Here is a 20532-nt window from a genome sequence, read left to right as displayed (position 1 = left end):
GGGGACCGCAAGGTCCCCGGCGGAGGTTCGGAGGCAGAGCCTCCGAGGTGTTGTTTTTGACTTGAGCGCGCTCTTCAAAAGAGCGATTTTTCGCGTTTTTATGCGAAAAATCGCTGCGCGCGGCCTTGGCTGCGGGAAGGTTTCGCGTCTTTGGCGAAACCTTCCCGCGAACATGGCCCAAGAAACCAAAGGATCCGTAAAAAAATAACTTGGACTTCTGTGTGCCAGCCACATGTGCTATTCTGACAAACGTTAACAGTTAAAAGTCCATGTAATTTCTTAACGGCTCCAAGGATGCGGGAGTGCGGCTTATGTGCTGATGTGCCATGTGCCCTAAGTCGTTGCCCAAAATCGGCAACGACTTAGGGCACATAAGACTGCGCGCTTGCGCCAATTTTCGCAAAAATCGCGAAAATTGGCTTATCGTGAAGAGCGCGCAAAAGACAAAATCAAAAGCAATTTCCCAAGGGCTTCGCCCTTGGATCCCACCAGGGGCCAGTGGCCCCTGGACCCCGCCAACTTGGGGGTCCTGAATAGTTACAACTTCCGAACGGACGGAATGAAACTCTTTCTCGTTCGGATGGTCTGATGATGTATCCGGGCTGAACCGTCCGTGCATTCCGGTAGCCCACCCACATGCCAGGGCGCATCGCCTCGGAGCAGGCCTCATCGGATCCGTGGCCTTCCGGCCTGTCCTGATGCCTCAGAAAACGGGAGTTGGCGATGAAATACGTGATTTTTCTCGGGGATGGCATGAGTGACCGTCCCCTGGAGGCGCTCGGGGGCCGCACGCCGCTGATGGCGGCCCGCACCACCAACATGGATCGCATGGTCCGCGAGGGGATCGGTGGATGGTCCCTCAACACCCCGGATGGGTACTATCCGGGCAGCGACATCGCCAATCTCGGCGTGCTCGGCTACGACGTGACCCAGAGCTACACCGGGCGCAGCCCGCTGGAGGCCGCGGCCATGGGGGTCGAACTCGGTCCCGATGACATCGCCTTCCGCTGCAACCTGGTCACGCTGGCGGACCATTTCTCGGTCATGGGTGATTTCTCCGCCGAACACATCTCCTCAGCCGAGGCTTCAAAAATTATCGAAACCTTGAACGAGCGGCTCGGTTCGGATCGGTTTCAATTCTACCCTGGCGTCAGCTACCGTCATCTGCTGGTGTGGCGCAACGGCGGGGATCGGTTGACGAGCCGTCCACCCCACGACATTTCCGACAAACCGATCGAGGGTGCCACCCCGGAGGGACCGGACGCGGAGCCGATTTTCGCGCTGATGCGCGCCTCGTGGGCCTTTCTCGCCGACCATCCGGTCAATCTGGCGCGGGTGGCCCAGGGCAAGCGGCCAGCCAACTCGATCTGGTTGTGGGGGCATGGTCGCAAGCCGGTCCTGCCCCGTTTTCAGGAGCGGTTCGGTAAGAGCGGCGGGATCATTTCGGCGGTGGATTTGATGCGCGGCATCGCGGCCCACATCGGTTTCGACGTGTTGCATGTGCCGGGGGCCACGGGTTGGATCGACACCGATTACGAGGGTAAGGCTCGGGCCTGTCTGGAGGGGTTGGAGACGCGCGACCTGATGTTCGTGCATGTGGAGTCCCCGGACGAGGCGGGGCATGCCGGGCGCATGGATTACAAGCTCAAGGCGATCGAGGATTTCGACGCGCGGTTGGTGGGACCGGTGCTTGAGGCGTTGGCCAGGCGAGGTCCGTTCCGGGCCATGGCCCTGCCGGACCATCCGACGCCGCTGGTGACCAAGACCCACGATCCGGGTCCGGTTCCTTTCGCGATGGTCGGGCATGGCATCGCGCCGGATGGCAACCAGGTCTATGACGAGAATTTGTTGCAGAGCGCTTCGGTGACTTTTGATCCGGGCATCCGGTTGATGCCTTATTTTCTCAATCACGGGTTGTGATGGTGTTTCAACGGTTGGGTCGGACGTTCCGAACGGGCGTTCGACCTGGCCGACAGGATGTCTTTGGTTGGATCCGGGTTAAAAAAAGCGGGCCGTTTCGCATGATTGCGGAACGGCCCGCTTTTTTGGGATGTCTGGAGACACGTCGAGCATGGAACTCGCCTGATGGGGGGGAGAACCCTCTCACCCATTCCTTATCATGTTCGGGAGGTCCATGATAAGGAATGATGGCCTGGACAGATTTCAAGAGACCGGTTTGGTGATTCCATTCATGGAATCACCAAGTCATGGCATCACCAAACCGGCCCGAATCGAAAAAAACGATTCGGGCTTCTCAAATGGCTGCGCAATTTGGCGGGCCATGAATGGCCTGCGTCGGCTGTTTGGCAAATGCCAAACAGCCTCCAAGGATCGTGATGACGTGGGATCAGGCGGTGGCTTCGCGGGTGGCGCGCTCGCGGATGCGGGCCTGGAGGCGACGCATCGGCTCGTTGAGCAACCCGGTATCGATTTGCAGGAGGAAGTTGTCCAGGCCGCCGGCCTTGTCCACGGAGCGCAAGGTCTCGGTGGGCAGGGTCATCTGGAAGCTCTGCCGCAGAGCCATGCTGAACAGCGCCCGTTTTTGGATGTTGGGCAGCCAGACATGCTTGGTTCTCCGGTGGGAGTGGGAGACCCGGTAACCGGTTTGCGGGGCTTTACCGCCCATGGTCAGTTTTCTTGTCACGAATGCTCTCCCGTGAATTCAGAGCAGAGGGTTGAAATGGTCGAGATCGAGTCTGAACTCAAAAAACAAGTATCGCATATCGTGGCCTTGGATGCAAGGGTGGGTTCTGATTTTGTCCGTCCCGGGTTTTCGGTTGAATGCGCGATCCGGTCGCGTGGAATCTTGTTGCCATGCGATGGCGGGAATGGCACACTGTTCTCCAATTAAGGAAACCCGCGGAAGCGCAACGCACGCCATTCGATCGTGACGAGTCCGAAGGGTGTGCGCTCAGACGGGGTGAGGGGCTCCCTCATCATGCAACTTTCGATCGAAAAGGGTGGTAGGGAAGGGGGCGGGAATGGGTGGCATCGATGCGAACAAAACCATGGCCCATTTGATGCGGGAACATCCCGGACTTGCGCGGATGTTGGCGCTCAAGGGGATCGATTGCGGAGAGTGTCTGGCCTCCGAAGTGGATACGTTGAGCGATGTGGCGCGTATGTATGGATTGGACCTGGCCAAACTGATCCAGGAGATCCAGTGGGCTGACGACGGCCAGGTCAGCGAAGAGACATGAATTTCCGCATGGAGCCAAATGGCGCTGGAAAGGCATTTGGATCCGTGCTATGCTGTCTGTTCGGAAGGGTCGCAAAAAGATTTTCCCGCGCTGCTGTTCCAGGCGGTCATCTCACGGCGTTTACCTTGAAATCGATTACAATTCCATGATCGTTCCCGGTGCTCGACCTGCTTTGTCTCGTCCTGCGCGCGCGTCAGCGCGCGGCTTTTGTGGACGGAAGCAGGTCCGTTTCCGTCACACGATCGCGCTTTAAGGCATGGAACTCTGGTCAGGGAGCGACACGGGTGTGGTGATGCTGGGTCTGTTCGCATCGTGCCACGATTCCGTGGAATCCCGTCAGGATCGTCCAGGGTTGGGGGTGAGGGGTTCTCCTTCCATCGAGCACGTTCATATCGGTAACCGGTCACGGGTTCCGGTGGCAAAGGCATGGCATGATGAGACGATTGGTGGGTGGTAAAAGGGGCGTTCGGTGGTTGAGCCTGTTCTCCGGACTGGTCATGTCCGGTTGCGTGGCCGTGGGACCGGTGAATGGCACCCCAACCGCATCCGCGGAAGCTCCCAAGGACGAGAAAAACCAGGGCGCCCGGGTGGAGACCGCAGGAACATCCCAGCCCCCATCCCCGGAAAAACCGAGCGCGGATGGCGTCTATTATTATTATGTCCTGGGGCACATGATGATGGGCGACCGGCGCTGGGAGGAGGCCGAGAACGCCTTCGTCCGGGTGGCCGAGGGGGATCCCAAGTCGGTCGAGGCGCGACTGATCGTCTCGCATCTGGCCACGCAGCGCGGCGAACTCAACGTGGCGGCCCGCTATGCCCAGGAGGCGGTCGCCCTCGACGCCGACAACGTGAAGGCCCGTTTGCTGCTCGCGGGGCTCCTCAACGCCCTGGAACGCTATCCGGAGTCGGCCAGCCACTACGAGGCGTTGATCAGGAAACAGCCCGATCATCTGTCGGCGCGTCTGATGCTGGCCCAGATTTATGGTCGGCTCAAGGACCCGGCCCGTGCCAAGGGGGCTTTGGCGCCGCTTTTCGCCAAGTCCGACGTGGCCTGGAAGGCCAATCTGGCCATGGGCCGCGCCTATGTGCACATGAACGACCTGAAAAAATCCCTTGAGTATTTCCGCAAGGCGCGCAAACAGGCTCCGGATCAACTCGAGCCGATCCTGGCCCTCGGTGCCGCCTTGCAGGAGATGGATCGTCCCAAGGAGGCCGAGACCATCTATCGGGAGTTCCTGTCGCGCAATCCGGAGAGCGAGACCATCCACAGTCGGCTGGGTCGCCTGCTGCTCACCCAGGAGGATCGCGCCGCCGCGCTCGAAGAGTTCCGCACCATTGCCCGTCTCTCCCCCGGCAGCGTGCAGGCGCGGCTGACCTCGGCGCTCATCCTGATGAGTCAGCGTCACTTCGAGGAGGCGTTGCAGGAGTTGCGCCTGGCGGATGCGGTGCGTCCGGGCAACAGCGGCGTGGCCTACTACATCGGTCAGACCCTCGAGTCCCTGGACCGGCTGCGCGATGCTCGCAACGCCTACGAATCGATCAAGTCGGACGACCCCTTCTATCTGGAGGCCCAGGTGCGCATCGCCTTCCTGGATGCCAGCGAAAAAAAGGGCAAGGAGGCGGCCAGTCGTTTGAAATCCCTCAACGATGCCTATCCGGACCGGATCGAGGTGCTGCTCGCCCTCACCGTGATTCTCTTCCAGGAGGAGGAGTACGACGCGGTGGTGGATACCGCCTCCAAGGGGTTGCATCTGGCCCCGGATCAGAGTCGCTTCCTGTTCAACCGCGCCATGGCCCTGGATAAACTCCAACGTTGGCCCGAGGCCGAGCAGGATCTCCAACAGTATCTGGGCAAGAACCCGGACGATGCCCACGCCCTGAACTATCTCGGCTATACCTGGGCGGAACGCAACGAAAAGCTCGAAGAGGCCCACAAACTGATCATCAGGGCCTCCCAGTTGGCCCCCGGCGATGGCTTCATCCTCGACAGCCTCGGTTGGGTGCTTTACCGCATGAACCGCCTGGACGAGGCCTTGACCCGCATGCGCGAGGCGGTGCGCATGGAACCCAAGGATCCCACCATTCGCGAACATCTGGGGGATGTGCTGGCCGCCTCGGGCCGGATCAAGGAGGCGTTGACGGTCTGGCGTCAGTCCCTGGAACTCAACAGCTCCAACGATGCCTTGCGGGCCAAGATCGACCGTCACGCCCAGGAGGGCGATGCGTCCACCAAGAGCAGCGATGCCAATGGTGGAACCAGGCATGATCTCTCCGGTAACGGTGCGACCCGTTGATCCGTCTCGATTCCCGCGCGTTCATTCGTGCCGTGGCGATCGGTTGTGGCGTGCTGCTGTCCGCCTGCGCCGTCCTTGAGGATCCGTCGCGCGAGTCGCCACGCACCGTTCCGGGCGGGGTGGTGGTCGAACGCTACCAGAAGGAGCAGGGGGTGCGTCGCGAGGGACCTCTCCACTGGGCGGTCGAGGGCGCCCTGGAGATCGAAACCTCGGACCAGGGACGACGCAACCGCATCGAGCTTCTGGGCAGCGGCGGGTCGCAGGTGCGCATGCGCGTGCGCGGTCCGTTCCGAGAGGTCGCGGCGGAGTTGCTCGCCCGTGACGGGCGGATACGCTGGGTCGATCCCGACAAACGCATGGTCACCGAGGTGCCGGCCACTTCCGAGGGGTTGCACCATCTGATCGGCGTGCCGATCCCTCCGGAGCGTCTGTTCGCCTGGATCATGGGACAGGCCGAGGCGGTCGAATCCGCCACCACCCTGCCCCTGGAGCCCTCCGGCGCACGGATCGAGAGCCGTTCCGGGGAGTGGTTGTGGCTCGATCCGGAGAGCGGACGGATTCGTGAACGAACCGGCACCGTGGCTCCCGGATCCCGGTATCGGACGGTCTACACCTGGCCCGATTCCGGCGTGCGGCGCGCCAGCGCCCATCTGATGCCGGAGACCATCCTGGTCACTCTGGATCAACCGAAAATCCGCATGGAGTTCGTGTTGCGGAACTGGCGGTTCCCGTCCGAAGGTCCCACCAAAGCCCAATTCGAACAGGCGTTGGACGCGGGTTTCACCCTGTCGCGTCCCCTGGAGCCGTAGTCCGCATGACCGGGCGCGCGGTCCTCGGTGCAACGGCCTGTTTCCAGGCTCCGGCCAAGCTGAATCTGGCCCTGCGGGTGGTGGGTCGTCGCGCGGATGGGTATCACCGGCTCGAATCGTGGATGGTCTTTTTTCCGCTGTATGACGCATTGACCGTGACGGTCACCGACGGCGGGATCTCGCTGGCGTGCGATCCGCCGGTTACCGGATCGGTGGAGGAGAATCTGGTCTGGCGCGCCGCCCGTCTGCTGGCCGAGCGTTATGCGGTGTCATGCGGCGCGCGGCTGGAACTGGTGAAACAAATCCCGCATGGCGCGGGTTTGGGTGGGGGATCGTCGGATGCGGCGTTGACGCTTTTGGCCTTGAACCGGCTGTGGGGGCTGGAGCGGAGTCTGGCGGAGCTGATCGAGTTGGGGGTGCGGTTGGGTGCGGATGTCCCCTTTTTCCTGGGTGGGCGTTCCGCCTGGGTCGGGGGAATCGGGGAGCGGTTGATTCCGTTTGCCGAGGCGTTGACCGGGGCGTTGGTGTTGGTGTTTCCCGGAGCGGGGGTGGCGACCGGACGGGTGTTTCAACGGTTGAACGGTCGATTTCCGGTACGCGCCGACCCGCTTGGCATGCCAGCGGCGGGCGAGGGGTGGATTGGCGCGTTGGAGAACGATCTGGAAGCGCCGGCCTTGGAGATCGAGCCGAAGATCGGCGCGGCCCGCGCGGCGCTTGAAGCGGCGGGCGCGCGGGCGACGTTGATGTCCGGCAGTGGTTCGACGGTGTTCGGGGTGTTTCCGGATGTCGCACGGGCGATGGAAGCGGTGGCCGGAATCGGTGCCAACCATGCGGATTGGCGGGTTTTTTCAGGCGTGATTCTCAACCGGCACCCGTTTTACGCGGGCTGGGGAGACGAGCGGGATCCTGACCGTGGACATCCCGGATCGGGAGGTCCACGGTAGGGTGGATATCAGTTGGCGGCGGCGCCGATGTTGACGGCGGGCACGCGGAAGGTGGCGGAGAGCAGGGCGTTGGAGGCATTGACCGTGGAGGAGCCGTTGGCGTCCAGGGTGGTGCCGGCCAGGGCGTTGCGGAAGACATTGGCCAACTCGCCGCCCTGATCGCCGGAGAGTCCGGTGAGTTTGAAGGCCACGGTCAGCTGACCGGAGGCGGTCGCCTTGGTGTTGGCGGCATCGAGTTCGATGGAGCCGTCGCCGTACTTGTAGGAGGCCAGAAGCTCTTTTTGGGTGGCGGCGCTCAGGGTTGTGGTGCCGGTGCCCTGATAGTTGCTCAACACGGCCTGGATGTAGGGGTTGATGTACTGCTGAAAGGCTTTGGTGGCCTCACCCTTGGCCATGGTGGTCTTGCCCACGGCGATGGCCGAGACGATCAGGCCGATGATCACCAGAACGATGGCCATTTCCACGAGGGAAAAGCCCTCTTCCCGGCGCTTGAGGAGCTTGGCGCGGATGGTATTCATGTTCGATAGGTTTCTCTTGTCAGGTGGTGGGTTCCGTGGAGCGCAAACACACGTATCGACCAAATGGTAGGGTATTGAATTGTATTGTCAATGAAAAAAAATACCCCTGCGTCCCATGCATTCGTGTGGGCAATGGGTGGGAGCAGGGCTGTGCGGGGCATCGGGTTGACGGGATGACGGAGGGATGGTTATCCTCACGGAAAGGGGTGGCCAAGGTTGCATTCTGGTTGATTTCCGGTGATCATGGGGCCGGTCGGTATTCCCTCGGCTTCCATCATGCTCGAGTCAGGCTTGGAGTGGCGGACGATGAACCTGTTTGATCGGCTGCGCGCGTTGGCGCAACGTTTTTCCTTGTTCATGGCCGTGGGGTTGATGGTGGCCATGCCGGGCGCCGGGGCCTATCTGGTCTCGGCCCAGGAGACCCATCGGGTCGCATCGGTGCGGATGGAGCAATCCCGCAACCGCTCCGCGGAGTTGGAGGCCGCCAAGACCCGCGCCGCGGAGTATCGGAAATCCCTCGATGAACTCAAAAGCTTCGCCGCGTCGGTCACCGAACACCGGCTCGACGAACGCCAGGGGTGGACCCGCTACGCCGTCGAGATCAAGGAGCGTCTCGTTTCGGAACAGGAGTTGCGCACCCTGTTGAACCATCTGACCTCCTCCGCCCGTTACCATTTCAAGCCCGGCAAGCTCGAGATCACCGCGCTCACCGCCCGCGAGGGGTTGCCGCCGCGACTGCTGGCGCGCATGCGGGGGACGGAGAAGGGGACGGAACCCGCGCCGGTGCCGGGTGAGAAGGTGCTGATCTCCCTGACCGGGCACTATCTGGTCTCTCCACCGGGTTGAGGGGTGGGAGCGTTCGCAATGGTCAACCGCGTGGGTGGACGATGAACATCTCCGAGTCGGATGCATGGATCGTGGATCTGGATGGGCTGGCCCACCGGTTGGGGGAGGGACGGGCGGAACCGGTTGCCGATCCTGCCGCGCTCCAGGGGGATAAATGGGTCGTGAGCGACTTGGGCGGGGCCATGGCCCGGTTCATGACCGTCGAGGCGCCGAAGGCCTATGCCGAGGTGGTGGCCCGGCGTCGTCTCCAGGAGAGCGGCGAGGCCCAGGAGCATACCCGTCTGCTGACCCACTGGAAACGGGCGCGTGGAAAGACATCCACCGAACTTTATTGCACCGTGGTCGAGGGGGAGAGGCTGCGTGTCCACGAGGATCGCGCCCATGACGACCCGCATCACCATCTGCTCTTCTCCATGCATGTTCTGCCGTATCTCCTTTTGAACCAGCAGCCCAAGGATCGCACCGTGGCGGTGCTTTTCGAGCACGATCGTCATGTGGATATCCTGATCGGGCGTGCCGGTCAGGTGCTGGCGGCCAGCCGCGTCTCCAGTTACGGCAGTGGCCGCGCCGCCAAGGAGAATCTCGCCGAATCGATCGCCAGCGAGTTGCGTGCCCTGGTGATCGGCGCCAAGGCCACCTTGAATCGCATTCTGCATTTCGGTTGGCTGCTTGGGGTGGGCGCGGACGAAACCGAACGCGCCGGAGAGCAGCAACGGCTGCGCGAGGCGGCCTGGGTCGGGGATCTGGGACGGATTCTTCAGCTCCCCTTCGAAACCTTGCCGGTCACGGTTCTGAAACGTTCGGACGACGGCTTCATCGTCAGTGCCGTTCCGTCGCTGCTGCGCGTGTTGACGGTCTCCCAAGCCTCCTTGCCGGTGGTGGATCGGCTGCAATATCAGGCCCAACGACTCCTGCCGACCGTGCTGGCGATCGCTTTCGGCCTCACCGTGCTCCTTTTTCTGACCGGCGTGTGGTTCAATACCCGCGCCGGACTCCTCGACGCCGAGGCCAACCGGATCGAGCGGGAGTTGACGGTCGCGACCGCCAAACCCGAGCCCGTGGATCCGGCCCTGGGCAAGATGGTCACCTTTGTCGATGGTCTGGCGCGCCTGCGCGAGGCACCCTCCTGGCGGGAGTTGCTCAAGGAGTTGCACGACGCCGCGGAAGGGCGCCGAATCGTCTTCGATCAGGTGATGATCGAGCAGGACGACGCAGCCAGGATCCAACTGACCCTCAAGGGCCGGGTCCAGGAGCTTTTCGATGGGGCCAGCGCCGACTTCGAGGCCATGGCCGGACGTCTGCGCGAGCGGGGGTACGGGATTCTCTCCCGTGAACTTTCCACCGATGTCACCGAATTGCGTTTCAACCTGAAACTGGAACGGGGGGCGCGTCGATGAAGGTCAAGCAAACCGCTCTGATCGCCGTGGCGGCCCTCGGCACGGGGCTTTTCATCACCGTGTTGATCGGGCTGTTGGCCGGTCCGGGGGCTCCGGCCCCGGTATTCACCATGCCCGTCGCGACCACCCCCTCAACCCACTCCCAGCCGATCGATCCCTCCCTCGGCAAGATCATCCGCGAACGGCAATCCCAGCTCTCCGGCCTGCGTACGCCGGTCGTCCGGGAGGTCGAGCCGATCCCGTTGACCATGCTCGGTTTTTCCGAGACGACCGCGGCGGGTGCCAGGGACTCCCGGTAACACGCCGGGCGCGCGCTGATCGATCATGCACGGGGGGACCGAAGCGGTGATGCAAGGTGTGTGGCAACGGCTGGTGCCGTGGTTGAAATTCATCCTTTCATCCGGTTTGATCGTCTTGTTGTGGCAGCAGGGCAAGCTCGACTTCACCGCCCTGGGCCAGCTTTCCGCCGCGCCCTGGACCATCTTCGCCGTGGTGCTGCTCAGTCTGATCAGCTACTCCCTGATCTCCCTGCGCTGGGTGATTCTCCTCCGTTCCCAGCAGATTCCGCTCTCTTTCGCCTGGGGACAACGGATCACCTATCTGGGCATTTTCTGCAATCTGGTGTTGCCCGGCGGCGGCATGGCCGGCGATGCGGTCCGCATGGCCCACGCCATGCGCGTGGCTCCCACTCAGAAACTGGAAGCCCTCTCCACCCTGTTTGTCGATCGACTGGTGGGGTTGCATGTCATGCTGGTCATCGCGCTTTTCGTGGTGGCTTTTCAGCCGCAACTGGTGATGGGGTCCGTCACCCTGCGTTTCATGGCGATCACGGTGGCGGTGTTCGTGCTGGCTCTGCCGCTTGGGGCGTTGTTGATCTACCGGTTGGCCAAACATGTGGGCCGTTCGCCCCGCTTCGCCGCCTTTCTGGTCTCCGGACGCCTCGGACGCCTGACCGCCCGCATGATCGAGATCGTGCGTCTTTACCGCAACGCGCGCCGACAGTTGGCCCAGGCGTTCCTTCTTTCGGTGGTAGCCCAGTCGTTGATGCTGGTCGCCCTTGTCCTGGTGGCCCAGTCCCTGGATCTCGGTCCGCTCGCCTCCCTGGATTATGTCTTTGCCACGCCCTGGGCCTGGATCGCCAATTTTCTCCCCCTGACCCCCGGTGGCATCGGGGTGGGCGAGGCGACTTTCGATCAGGTGTGCCGCTGGATCGAATCCTCCCCCTCCGGGGCCCCTTACGGCACCATCTTTCTGATGTATCGCATGCTCACCATGCTCGGGAGCTTTCCCGGTTTGATTCTGTTCTTTTTCGCCCGCCAGGAGGTGCGGGATGCCATGCATCCGCGTGATCCCCTGGATGCCTCCGGGTAGGGGTCACCGCCCCCGGTCGCGACGCCGCGACGCCTCCTGAATCACCCCTTCCATCCGATCGAGCATGGTCTCCGTGGAGCAGCGCGCACGCGCCACTTCAAGGGCCGCCATGCCCAGCGCCCGTCCCCCGGACGGATTCTCCAGAACTCTCCCCATGGACGCGCTCAAGGCCGGTACATCCCCAGGAGTCACCAGAACGCCGTTCACCCCGGATTCGATCATCTCCGGAATGCCGCCAATCGGTGTCGAAACAATGGGCAAGGCGGTGGCCATGGCCTGGATCAATGCCTGGGGCACCCCTTCGTTGGCCAGTGACGGCAGCACGAAGAGATCCAGGGCGCGCAACCAGAGGGGTACGTTCTCCTGACGTCCGGTCATGCGCACCCGCTCGGGGGAGAGCCCCAGGGCGGCGATGCGTTGTTTCAGAAAATCCTCCCGCGGACCATCGCCGACGATCACCAGCAGGGCTCGGGGATGGTTGAGTCGCGCGAAGGCGTCGATCAGATCGTGATGTCCCTTCCAGCTGCGCAGGGTGGCGACGATGCCGATGATCGGGATCTCTGCCGGCAGTCCGAGGGTGACACGGGCCGCCTGTCGATCTCCGGGGGAGAACCGTTCCAGATCGATGCCGGTGGGAATCGAGTGGACCTGATCCGCCGGGATGCCGTTGACCCGGATCAGCCGTTCGCGGATTCCTTCGCCGGTGGTGACCACCTGGAGGCTGGCCGTGCCGTAGAGCCAGCGGTTGGCCGGATTGACCGGCACCGGGGCCGAGATGTGACGCAGGCGGATCAGTGCGGGTCGATTGGCCAGGAAACGGGTTGCCAGGGCGGTCAGCCACGAGTCGGTGGAGCTGTGGGTGATGATCACGTCGGGTTGCAGGGTCTGGATCCGCTCGCGCAACGTGATGAGACCGGGGAGATTTTTTTTGGCGATGGGCACGGCCTCGACCGGCAGGCCCCGTTTTTGGGCCTCCTGGAAGATGGTCGCCTCCCGAGGGGTGAGCAGGCGAAGATCCAGGCCACGCTTCATCATGCCGAGGGATTCGGTGAGGATGCGCAGCTCCTGTCCGCCCCAGCCGAGGGAGGATTCGGTATGTAGAATCTTGAGAGGGGTGTTCATGGACCTTCTTCCAAGGGGTGATGGATCCGCGTGGACGGGCAGGGTGGGGTTGGAGGATGGGGCGGGCCGCATCGTAACCGTCGGCGTTCGATCTTGCCGCCGCGCCGGGGAGGGGTCAAGTTTAAAAGTTACGGTAACTTCTTCATCAAGAAATATGGTTAACTGTATATTTGTATAAATATATATTTGATTTAACAGATATTTGGACGTTTCCGACTCAGGTCATTCGTGTCATCGCTTCGTCCGACAGGATCCGGTATGACCTGTCGTCCAGTCAAACCGATTCGTGTCTTGGGGATGGCATGCACGCGCAACCTGTAAGAGTCTGTTTGGTGATGCCGCCACCCGCCGTCGTAACAGCGCTTTCCGACGACGAACGAACACCTACGCCAAAACGAAGGATGGGCTGCAAAGGACACTGGATGCCCATTTAATCATCCATAACTTTGTTGGTCATCATTGGACGACTGGTAAGGTGCCTGCTGTCAACTTGGGGATTCGGAAGGCCCCACTCTCGGTGGAAACGATCTTGCGGATGAGGAAGGTCGCTTGATTGTGATGGGGAATCGGCAAGAGGAACCGGTCCAATTGGTTCCATGGTGGTATTTGTGAACAGTCGGAGCCCAGTGCCATTTTTCGGGCAGAGCATAAAATACGGTTGACTGTATATCTGTTTTGATGCATATTAGGATTCAAAGATATGTTGAGCCCGGAGTTGCGCCATCCCGGTGATCTCCCGATGGTCGGGAGATCACTACGACACGCGCGCTCGGTTGGGATGGGATGAACCATGTTGGAACTCTTCTCCACATTCGCGGACCGGTTGGTCTTCTCTTGGCTGGGACTGGCGTCGGACTCCAAACTGGGCCAATCCGTCCACTTTTTCGTGGAGGACACGACCAAGATCTTCTTTTTGCTGGTCGCGGTAGTGTTCATCATGGGACTGTTCCGCACCTGGCTCGCGCCGGAGAAGGTGCGAGGCTATATCACCGGTAAATCCCATGGCGTGGGGTATCTGTTGGCCGTGATGCTGGGGGCGATCACCCCGTTCTGTTCCTGCTCTTCGGTCCCTCTGTTCATCGGTTTTCTCGAGGGCGGTATTCCCCTCGGGGTGACCATGGCCTTTCTGATCACCTCGCCGCTGGTCAACGAGGTGGCGGTGGTTATCCTGGCCTCGATCATGGGCTGGAAAATGGCCATCGTGTATGTGGTCACCGGCATGGGGGTGGGAATCCTCGGCGGTCTGCTCATCGATCGGTTCCGCCTGGAGCGATGGGTCGAGGGGTACGTCTGGTCGATCCGTATGGGGGCGGTCGCCATGGGCGAGGTGGATGACTCCCTGATGGGGCGCATTCGCTATGCCGCCGGTGAGGTTGACACCATCGTCCGGCGTATCTGGGTCTATGTCCTGGTGGGAATCGGAGTAGGTTCGGCTCTGCACGGGTATGTGCCGCGCGAGATTTTTCTGGAGTACGCCGCGCCGGACAACCCCCTGGCCGTGCCCACCGCCGTGCTGATGGGACTGCCGCTCTATTCCAATGCCACCGGCATCATCCCGGTCGCCGAAGCCTTGCTCGACAAGGGGGTGCCGATCGGTACCGTAATCGCCTTCATGATGAGCATCGTGGGGATCTCGGTGCCGGAGTTCGTCATGCTGCGCAAGGTTCTCAAGCCGCAAATGCTGTTTTTCTTCGGAATTTTTCTGGCGATGGCCTTCACCGTCGTCGGCTATCTGCTCAACGAGCTGTTTGCCTGAAACAAAGGGAGAGTGGACGTGAAATCCTTCAAGGTGCTGGGACCTGGATGCAAAAACTGTCTGAACACCGCCCAGTTGATCGAAACCCGAGCCTCGGCGTTGGGCGTGGCGATCGAGTTGGAGAAGATCACTGACATGGCCGCTATTCTCGGCTTTGGGGTGATGTCCACCCCGGGCGTGGTGCTGGATGGCAAGGTGATTCACGTCGGGAGTGTTCCCGGCGCCTCGCAAGTGGATCAATGGTTGCTTTAATCATATAATCCTGATTGTCCCAGAGGAGATTGCATGGCCATGTCCCGCTTGAACGTGCTTTTTTTATGTACCCATAATTCCGCGCGCAGCATCCTGGCCGAGGCGCTGCTCAACCATCACGCCGGAGGTCGGGTCGGTGCGTTCAGCGCCGGCAGCCATCCGAGTGGCCAGGTCCATCCCCTGGCTTTGCGCGTCCTGGCGGAACGGGGAATCTCCGTGGAGGGGGCGCGGAGCAAGGTTTGGGATGCGTTCGCCCTGCCCGAGGCCCCGCGCATGTCGGTGGTGATCACGGTGTGCGATGGCGCCGCAGGCGAGATGTGCCCCATCTGGCCAGGGGCGCCGCTCAAGGCCCACTGGGGGATGGAGGAGCCGGGCCGCATGGCCGAGGGTTTGGATGATCATGCGGCCCTGGGGGTGTTTCGCACCACCTTGGAGCGGTTGGAACGGCGGGTACAGGCCTTTCTGGGGTTGTCCCTGGAAACGCTGGATCCCGACGCGTTGAAACGGGAGTTGGATCGCATCGGTGGCATGGATTGAGTTGGCGGTGGTGAGATGTCCGTCACCGGATTGACAAGGAGAGGGTCGTCATGAGTCGGCAATGCACGGTAACAGTTGAAAAAGAGAATGGGGCTTCCCTGGGGTTTTTCGAGCGGCATCTGTCGATCTGGGTGTCGCTCTGCATCGGGGTCGGGATTCTCCTCGGACATGCCCTGCCCGCGCCGTTCCAGGCCATCGGCACCATGGAGATCGCCCGCGTCAACCTGCCGGTGGCCCTGCTCATCTGGCTGATGATCATTCCCATGCTGCTCAAGATCGACTTCGGGGCGATTTCCGAGGTGCGCGCCCACTGGAAGGGGATCGGGATCACCCTGTTCATCAACTGGTGCGTCAAACCCTTCTCCATGGCGGTGCTGGGATGGTTGTTCGTGCGGCATCTGTTCCACGCCTGGTTGCCGGTGGCGCAGATCGACTCCTACATCGCCGGATTGATCATCCTGGCGGCGGCACCCTGTACCGCCATGGTGTTCGTCTGGAGTCAACTCTCGGACGGGGAACCTCACTTCACCCTCACCCAGGTGGCCTTGAACGATTTGATCATGATCGTGGCCTTTGCGCCGATCGTCGCGTTTTTGTTGGGGCTCTCAGACATCGTGGTGCCTTGGGAGACCTTGCTGATCTCGGTGGCGCTGTTCATCGTGGTGCCGGTGGTGGTGGCTCAGTGGTGGCGCAAGCGGCTTCTGGCCAGCGGTGGGTCGGCGGCCCTGGAGGCGGTGCTCGTCCGCCTGCATCCCGTCTCCCTGGGTGCGCTGCTGGCCACCCTGGTGCTGCTGTTCGGGTTTCAGGGGGAGCAGATCCTCCGTCAACCGGTGGTGATCCTTCTCCTGGCCGTGCCGATTCTGATTCAGGTCTACTTCAACGCCGGACTGGCCTATCTGCTCTCCCGGAAGTTGCGGGTGGACCACTGCGTGGCGGCTCCGGCTGCACTGATCGGCGCGAGCAATTTTTTTGAGTTGGCCGTTGCCACGGCCATTGGACTGTTCGGCTTTGAGTCCGGCGCGGCCTTGGCCACGGTGGTTGGCGTGTTGGTGGAGGTTCCGGTCATGTTGTCCGTGGTGCGCATCACCCAGCGCACCCGTGAATGGTATCATTCTTGATCATCACTCGAAAATGAATTGGAGATAATGAAAATGACGATCCGCGTGGGCATCAACGGGTTTGGTCGGATGGGACGTCTGGGACTGCGGGCGGCCTGGGGACGACTGCCGGAGCTGGAGTTCGTGCATGTCAATGAGATTCTCGGGGATGCCACCTGCGCCGCGCATCTGCTGAAATACGATTCGGTGCATGGTCGCTGGGATCGTGAGGTCTCCTCGGACGGTTCCGGAATCGTGGTGGATGGCCAGCGCATGAGCTTTTCCAACGCGCCTGCCAACGGTGGCGTGGATTGGAAGGGGCTCGGGGTGGATCTGGTGCTGGAGTGTACGGGCAAGTTCAAGACCATGCCGGCCTTGCAACCCTATTTCGAAGGCGGGGTCAGGAAGGTGGTGGTGGCCTGTCCGGTCAAGGATGCCCAGGCCTTCAACGTGGTGGTGGGGGTGAACGACCACCTGTACGATCCGATCAGGCACGATGTGGTCACCGCCGCATCCTGCACCACCAACTGTCTGGCCCCGGTGGTCAAGGTGATCCTGGAGAAGATCGGCATCGTGCGCGGCTCCATGACCACCATCCACAACATCACCAACACCCAGACCATCATCGATCTCGGCCACAAGGATTTGCGCCGCGCGCGGGCCAATTCGCTCTCGCTGATCCCCACCACCACCGGTTCGGCCAAGGCGATCACCCAGATTTTTCCGGAGCTGACCGGCAAGCTCAACGGTACGGCGGTGCGGGTGCCGTTGCTCAACGCCTCCATCACCGACATGGTGTTCGAGGTGCCCCGGCCCACCACTGTCGAGGAGATCAACGGTTTTCTCAAGGAGGCGGCGCAGGGTCCGTTGCGGGGGATTCTCGGCTACGAGGAGTTGCCTCTGGTCTCCATCGACTACAACAACGATACCCGCTCCTCGATTGTCGATGCCCTCTCCACGATGGTGATCGACGGCACCCACGTCAAGATCCTCTCCTGGTACGACAACGAGGTGGGTTATGCCAACCGCATGGTGGAGTTGGCCGCTCAGGTGGCTCGTTCCATGTAGGACGGTTGCATGCCGATCGGTTGCATCGGTTCGGGGAAGGGGGACGGGCCTCCCTTGCCCACATTCCCACCTTGGAACGCCTGGCAGGGTGGCCCACGGTCGGGGGCTTCCCTATCAGGCACGTTCAAGCAGGAGAAAAATATGTCCACCGAAACCGAGAATGGCGGCACACTGGGGTTCCGGCTCTATATCGTGATCACCCTGGCGTATTGGGCTTTCACCCTGACCGATGGGGCGATCCACATGCTGGTGGTGCTCCATTTCAACGGTTTGGGTTATACGCCCATGGCCATCGCCTTTTTGTTTCTCTTTTATGAGGTCTTCGGCATCATCACCAACGGCGTGGGCGGGTGGATCGCCAGTCGCATCGGACTGAACCGCACCATGGTGATCGGTGGGTTCATGCAGGTGTTCGCGTTGGGCATGCTGGCCATGGATCCGTCGTGGTTGACGGTGGCCTACGTGATGACCGCCATGGCCATCTCGGGAGTCGCCAAGGATCTCAACAAGATGAGCGCCAAGGCCGGGGTCAGGCTGGTCACGCCGAAGGGGGCGGACTCCGAATCGCGGTTGTTCAAGTGGGCGGCGGTGCTCACCGGTTCGAAGAACACGTTGAAGGGCGCGGGCTTTTTTCTGGGTGCGTTGTTGTTGCAGTTGCTCGGGTTTCAGCACACCCTGATGGCCATGTCGGCTATTTTGTTGGTGGTCTATCTGCTCACCTGGTGGGCGTTGCCCGGCAGCATGGGGGTCACCAAGGTCAAAGCCAAGATTTCTCAGATTTTTTCCAACACCCGGGAGATCAATCTGCTCTCTGCCGCCCGTTTTTTTCTGTTCGGTTCACGGGATGTGTGGTTCGTGGTGGGGTTGCCGGTCTTTTTGCAGTCGGTGGTGGGTTGGAGCCATGTGTCTGTCGGCAGTTTTCTGGCGATGTGGGTGGTTTGTTACGGATTTGTCCAGGCCGGAGCGCCGTTGTTGTTGCGGGGCAGGTGGCATCCCACCGGGACCACGGCGCGCACTGTCGCTTTTTTGTTGGCCGCCTCTCCGGCGGGCATCGCCCTGGCCTTGCTCCAGGGGTATGACCCGGCCTTGGCGTTGATCGTCGGTCTGGGGGTGTTCGGGGTTTTGTTCGCGATCAACTCCTCGGTCCATTCGTATTTGATCTTGTCGTATTCGGACAACGACAAGGTGGCGATGAATGTGGGATTTTATTACAGCGCCAATGCGGCGGGACGTTTGACCGGAACGTTGTTGTCGGGTTGGGCGTTCCAGAATGATGGGTTGACGGGATGTTTGTGGTGGTCCACCGGGTTTGTGTTGGGCGCGGCGTTGCTGTCGATGCTGTTGCCGGGAGAGCGGAAGTCGGCGGAAGGGTGACATCAAAGGAAGGTCAAAACGGCTCGGGTCCAGGGGGATGATCCTCCTGGACCCTTGATAATAGAACTACGCATCCCGTGATGGGTGCGGTTTAGCCTTACGCGCGCGTTTCACGATAGCCCTTTTTTCGGGCCTTTTGCGAAAAAAGGGCACAAGCGCGCGGAGCAATCGATGCACGGGCTTGTTTTGAATGTTCCTGCCAATCGATCCGAATGCCTTTGCCAGGTCAGACAATGCCTTGACGTTACGGCATCATCACCAGTCTGAACCCCACATGCACGTCCGGGTGGGTGGGGTCGATGCCGGTGCGGTTGGCGGTTCGGGCGTAGTCGGGCCAGACCGCCCAACTGCCTCCTCGGGCGGTGCGGAAGAACCCTTGCGCCGGTCCCTTAGGATCATCCTTGGGTGAGCTGGCGTAGTAGCTCGGGGAGTACCAGTCTGCCACCCACTCCCAGACGTTGCCGATCATGTCGTACAGACCAAAGCCGTTCGGCATGAACATCCCCACCGGCGCGGTCTCCGCAAAGCCGTCCTCGCAGGGGAAGACGTTCCACTTCGGCCAGGCTTTCTTGGCGGTGGCATCCCCCACATTGGCATGACGGCAGCCGTCGCCAGGAGGTTCCCCCCAGGGAAAGGCGCTCTTGGAACCGGCCCGTGCCGCATACTCCCATTCGGCTTCGGTGGGCAGACGGAAATGGACCCCGCCGCGACCCGACATCCATCCCGCGAAGCGGTTGGCCTGATCCCAGGTGACATTCACCACCGGTTGCAGATCGCCATTCAGGTCATGCCCGTCATAGGCGCCGCTCACATGTTTTTCATCGAAACGATGATAGTGGCCGTTGGTCACTTCGGTGCGGCTCATCCAGAAACTCTGTACGCACACTTCATGAACCGGTTTCTCATCCAGGTCGTTACCGTCACTGCCCATCTGGAAACAACCACCCGGAATTTCGACAAACTCCAACCCGGTCACCGGCTCGGCCTGCACCCGCCACTGGCCGTTCACCTCCCCCTTCTTCGACACCTTGGGGGTGGCCTCGGGAATTTTGGGCTCTTGCTGGGGCGTTTTTCTCGACGGATCGGACCCGTCCGGGCTGCTGGTCACGGGCCTGTCCGGGCCCGGTGTGGGCGGGGAGATCGCCGGGGCGGCTCCATCCGGTTTTGATGTGTCAGCCGGTTTATGTGTTTCACCGGTTTGCGCCAGGTCGGTGGCGGGTTTGTCGAGTGGGGGAAGGGGTTCGGTGATCCATGTCGCGTCCGGGCCCGGCAGAGGCAGGGGCGGTGGGGCGGGACGCTTGCCGCTCTCGGGAGTCTCGCCGGATTGGGCTTTCTTCTCCGGTTTGGCGAGATCCTCCTTGCCGGTATCCGCCATGGACTCGGGTTCTGCCTTGGGTTTCGAGGGTTTGGCGGGCGGATTCTTGGGCGTGGATTCGGCCTTGGCGCGGCTTTTGTCGCTGGCCGCGATCCGGTCGATCATGGCCTGGATCCGTTTGGCCTTTTCGCTGCGTTGGCGGGCCAGATTGGGATTGCCCTCGGTTTCCGCCTCTTTTGACAGTTCCTGGAACGAGGAGACGATCTTTTTCAACCCTTCGCGACCTGCCGGATTCTCTGGATCGATGGCAATGATTTTCTGGTATTTTTCCAGGGCATTCATCCCAACGGGTTGCGTGAACCTGTGACCGCGCAGATCCTTTTCGGCGCTGGCCGCCAGGGCGCGGATGGTCTCCTTGGGATCGGCGGCGTTGGCGTCACCCCACATGAGCGGGGTTGCGAGCGTGAGCAGGGACAAAATCGAACCGGTCGATCGGGGCAGGGATGAATTCATGGGAAGTTTCCGCGCATCGCATTGAAAGACGATTGAAATTCTTTTATTTTATGACCGGTTGAAACCGTTTTGCAAGGATTGCCGCATCCCTATCCCAAACCTTGAGCAAGGATGACGAC

Annotated in this window: 19 protein-coding genes and 1 pseudogene; 16 read left to right on the top strand and 4 right to left on the bottom strand. The window is 61.4% G+C overall.

The features are described from left to right. Nucleotides 1–723 precede the first annotated feature (723 nt). Nucleotides 724–1920: a cofactor-independent phosphoglycerate mutase gene (locus ACV4UY_RS04815; protein WP_491606510.1), complete on the top strand. Its 1197-nt coding sequence runs from the start codon at nucleotides 724–726 to the stop codon at nucleotides 1918–1920. A 427-nt stretch (nucleotides 1921–2347) separates the two neighbouring features. Here the strand turns inward: ACV4UY_RS04815 and rpmB are convergent, their stop codons facing one another. Beyond that, the gene (rpmB, locus tag ACV4UY_RS04810; RefSeq protein ID WP_491606509.1) at nucleotides 2348–2644 is read right to left on the bottom strand and encodes a 50S ribosomal protein L28; all 297 of its coding nucleotides are present in this window, start codon (nucleotides 2642–2644) and stop codon (nucleotides 2348–2350) included. A gap of 337 nt (nucleotides 2645–2981) precedes the next feature. Here rpmB and ACV4UY_RS04805 point away from each other — a divergent pair, with 337 nt between their 5' ends. From ACV4UY_RS04805 to ACV4UY_RS04790, 4 genes are all read left to right on the top strand, one after another. After that, complete coding sequence (locus tag ACV4UY_RS04805; protein WP_420904016.1) at nucleotides 2982–3200, top strand: DUF1858 domain-containing protein; 219 nt, start codon at nucleotides 2982–2984, stop codon at nucleotides 3198–3200. A gap of 473 nt (nucleotides 3201–3673) precedes the next feature. Next, nucleotides 3674–5494 (top strand): tetratricopeptide repeat protein, encoded by a 1821-nt coding sequence (locus ACV4UY_RS04800; protein ID WP_491606508.1) that lies wholly within the window; start codon nucleotides 3674–3676, stop codon nucleotides 5492–5494. Continuing rightward, nucleotides 5491–6303: a lipoprotein insertase outer membrane protein LolB gene (locus ACV4UY_RS04795; protein WP_491606507.1), complete on the top strand. Its 813-nt coding sequence runs from the start codon at nucleotides 5491–5493 to the stop codon at nucleotides 6301–6303. Before ACV4UY_RS04800 ends, ACV4UY_RS04795 begins: the two co-directional genes overlap by 4 nt. 5 nt (nucleotides 6304–6308) lie before the next feature. Then, the gene (locus tag ACV4UY_RS04790; protein ID WP_491606506.1) at nucleotides 6309–7247 is read left to right on the top strand and encodes a 4-(cytidine 5'-diphospho)-2-C-methyl-D-erythritol kinase; all 939 of its coding nucleotides are present in this window, start codon (nucleotides 6309–6311) and stop codon (nucleotides 7245–7247) included. Nucleotides 7248–7255: 8 nt separating this feature from the next. On the opposite strand, the gene ACV4UY_RS04785 is transcribed toward ACV4UY_RS04790, so the two are convergent. After that, nucleotides 7256–7765 (bottom strand): prepilin-type N-terminal cleavage/methylation domain-containing protein, encoded by a 510-nt coding sequence (locus tag ACV4UY_RS04785; protein ID WP_491606505.1) that lies wholly within the window; start codon nucleotides 7763–7765, stop codon nucleotides 7256–7258. Between the two features lie 306 nt (nucleotides 7766–8071). On the opposite strand from ACV4UY_RS04785, the gene ACV4UY_RS04780 reads away from it, so the two are divergent. From ACV4UY_RS04780 to ACV4UY_RS04765, 4 genes are read left to right on the top strand one after another with little or no spacing between them, the layout of a single operon-like run. Further along, nucleotides 8072–8611 (top strand): hypothetical protein, encoded by a 540-nt coding sequence (locus ACV4UY_RS04780; RefSeq protein WP_491606504.1) that lies wholly within the window; start codon nucleotides 8072–8074, stop codon nucleotides 8609–8611. 41 nt (nucleotides 8612–8652) lie between these two features. After that, a complete protein-coding gene (locus ACV4UY_RS04775; protein ID WP_491606503.1) occupies nucleotides 8653–10008 on the top strand; it encodes a hypothetical protein in 1356 nt (451 codons plus the stop codon). Beyond that, entirely contained in the window at nucleotides 10005–10307 is a 303-nt protein-coding gene (locus ACV4UY_RS04770) for a hypothetical protein (RefSeq protein WP_491606502.1), read from the top strand. The genes ACV4UY_RS04775 and ACV4UY_RS04770 overlap by 4 nt, the downstream gene beginning before the upstream one ends. 25 nt (nucleotides 10308–10332) lie before the next feature. Continuing rightward, nucleotides 10333–11379: a lysylphosphatidylglycerol synthase transmembrane domain-containing protein gene (locus ACV4UY_RS04765; RefSeq protein WP_491606501.1), complete on the top strand. Its 1047-nt coding sequence runs from the start codon at nucleotides 10333–10335 to the stop codon at nucleotides 11377–11379. A gap of 3 nt (nucleotides 11380–11382) precedes the next feature. On the opposite strand, the gene ACV4UY_RS04760 is transcribed toward ACV4UY_RS04765, so the two are convergent. Next, a complete protein-coding gene (locus tag ACV4UY_RS04760) occupies nucleotides 11383–12501 on the bottom strand; it encodes a glycosyltransferase family 4 protein (protein WP_491606500.1) in 1119 nt (372 codons plus the stop codon). Between the two features lie 334 nt (nucleotides 12502–12835). On the opposite strand from ACV4UY_RS04760, the pseudogene ACV4UY_RS04755 reads away from it, so the two are divergent. From ACV4UY_RS04755 to arsJ, 7 genes and pseudogenes are all read left to right on the top strand, one after another. Beyond that, nucleotides 12836–13054, top strand: a pseudogene (locus ACV4UY_RS04755) (IS1 family transposase); the annotation flags it as partial. Between the two features lie 237 nt (nucleotides 13055–13291). Beyond that, nucleotides 13292–14257, top strand: coding sequence for a permease (locus ACV4UY_RS04750; protein ID WP_491606499.1), 966 nt, complete (start codon nucleotides 13292–13294; stop codon nucleotides 14255–14257). Between the two features lie 18 nt (nucleotides 14258–14275). Beyond that, nucleotides 14276–14509 carry a thioredoxin family protein gene (locus ACV4UY_RS04745; RefSeq protein WP_491606498.1) on the top strand — a complete coding sequence of 78 codons (234 nt, stop codon included), beginning with the start codon at nucleotides 14276–14278 and terminating at the stop codon, nucleotides 14507–14509. Nucleotides 14510–14542: 33 nt separating this feature from the next. Then, on the top strand, nucleotides 14543–15046 hold the full coding sequence (locus ACV4UY_RS04740) for an arsenate reductase ArsC (protein ID WP_491606497.1): 504 nt from the start codon (nucleotides 14543–14545) through the stop codon (nucleotides 15044–15046). Between the two features lie 50 nt (nucleotides 15047–15096). Beyond that, nucleotides 15097–16164, top strand: a complete 1068-nt coding sequence (arsB, locus tag ACV4UY_RS04735) for an ACR3 family arsenite efflux transporter (protein ID WP_491606496.1) — start codon at nucleotides 15097–15099, stop codon at nucleotides 16162–16164. Between the two features lie 33 nt (nucleotides 16165–16197). Further along, nucleotides 16198–17211 carry an ArsJ-associated glyceraldehyde-3-phosphate dehydrogenase gene (locus tag ACV4UY_RS04730; RefSeq protein WP_491606495.1) on the top strand — a complete coding sequence of 338 codons (1014 nt, stop codon included), beginning with the start codon at nucleotides 16198–16200 and terminating at the stop codon, nucleotides 17209–17211. 141 nt (nucleotides 17212–17352) lie between these two features. Then, a complete protein-coding gene (gene arsJ / locus ACV4UY_RS04725; RefSeq protein ID WP_491606494.1) occupies nucleotides 17353–18585 on the top strand; it encodes an organoarsenical effux MFS transporter ArsJ in 1233 nt (410 codons plus the stop codon). A gap of 244 nt (nucleotides 18586–18829) precedes the next feature. On the opposite strand, the gene ACV4UY_RS04720 is transcribed toward arsJ, so the two are convergent. Beyond that, a complete protein-coding gene (locus ACV4UY_RS04720) occupies nucleotides 18830–20413 on the bottom strand; it encodes a formylglycine-generating enzyme family protein (protein ID WP_491606493.1) in 1584 nt (527 codons plus the stop codon). Between the last annotated feature and the right edge of the window lie 119 nt (nucleotides 20414–20532).

It is taken from the genome of Candidatus Magnetaquiglobus sp. (assembly GCF_058402785.1).
The sequence above is the reverse complement of the archived record's forward strand: the minus strand, read 5'-3'. Positions and strand labels throughout refer to the sequence as shown.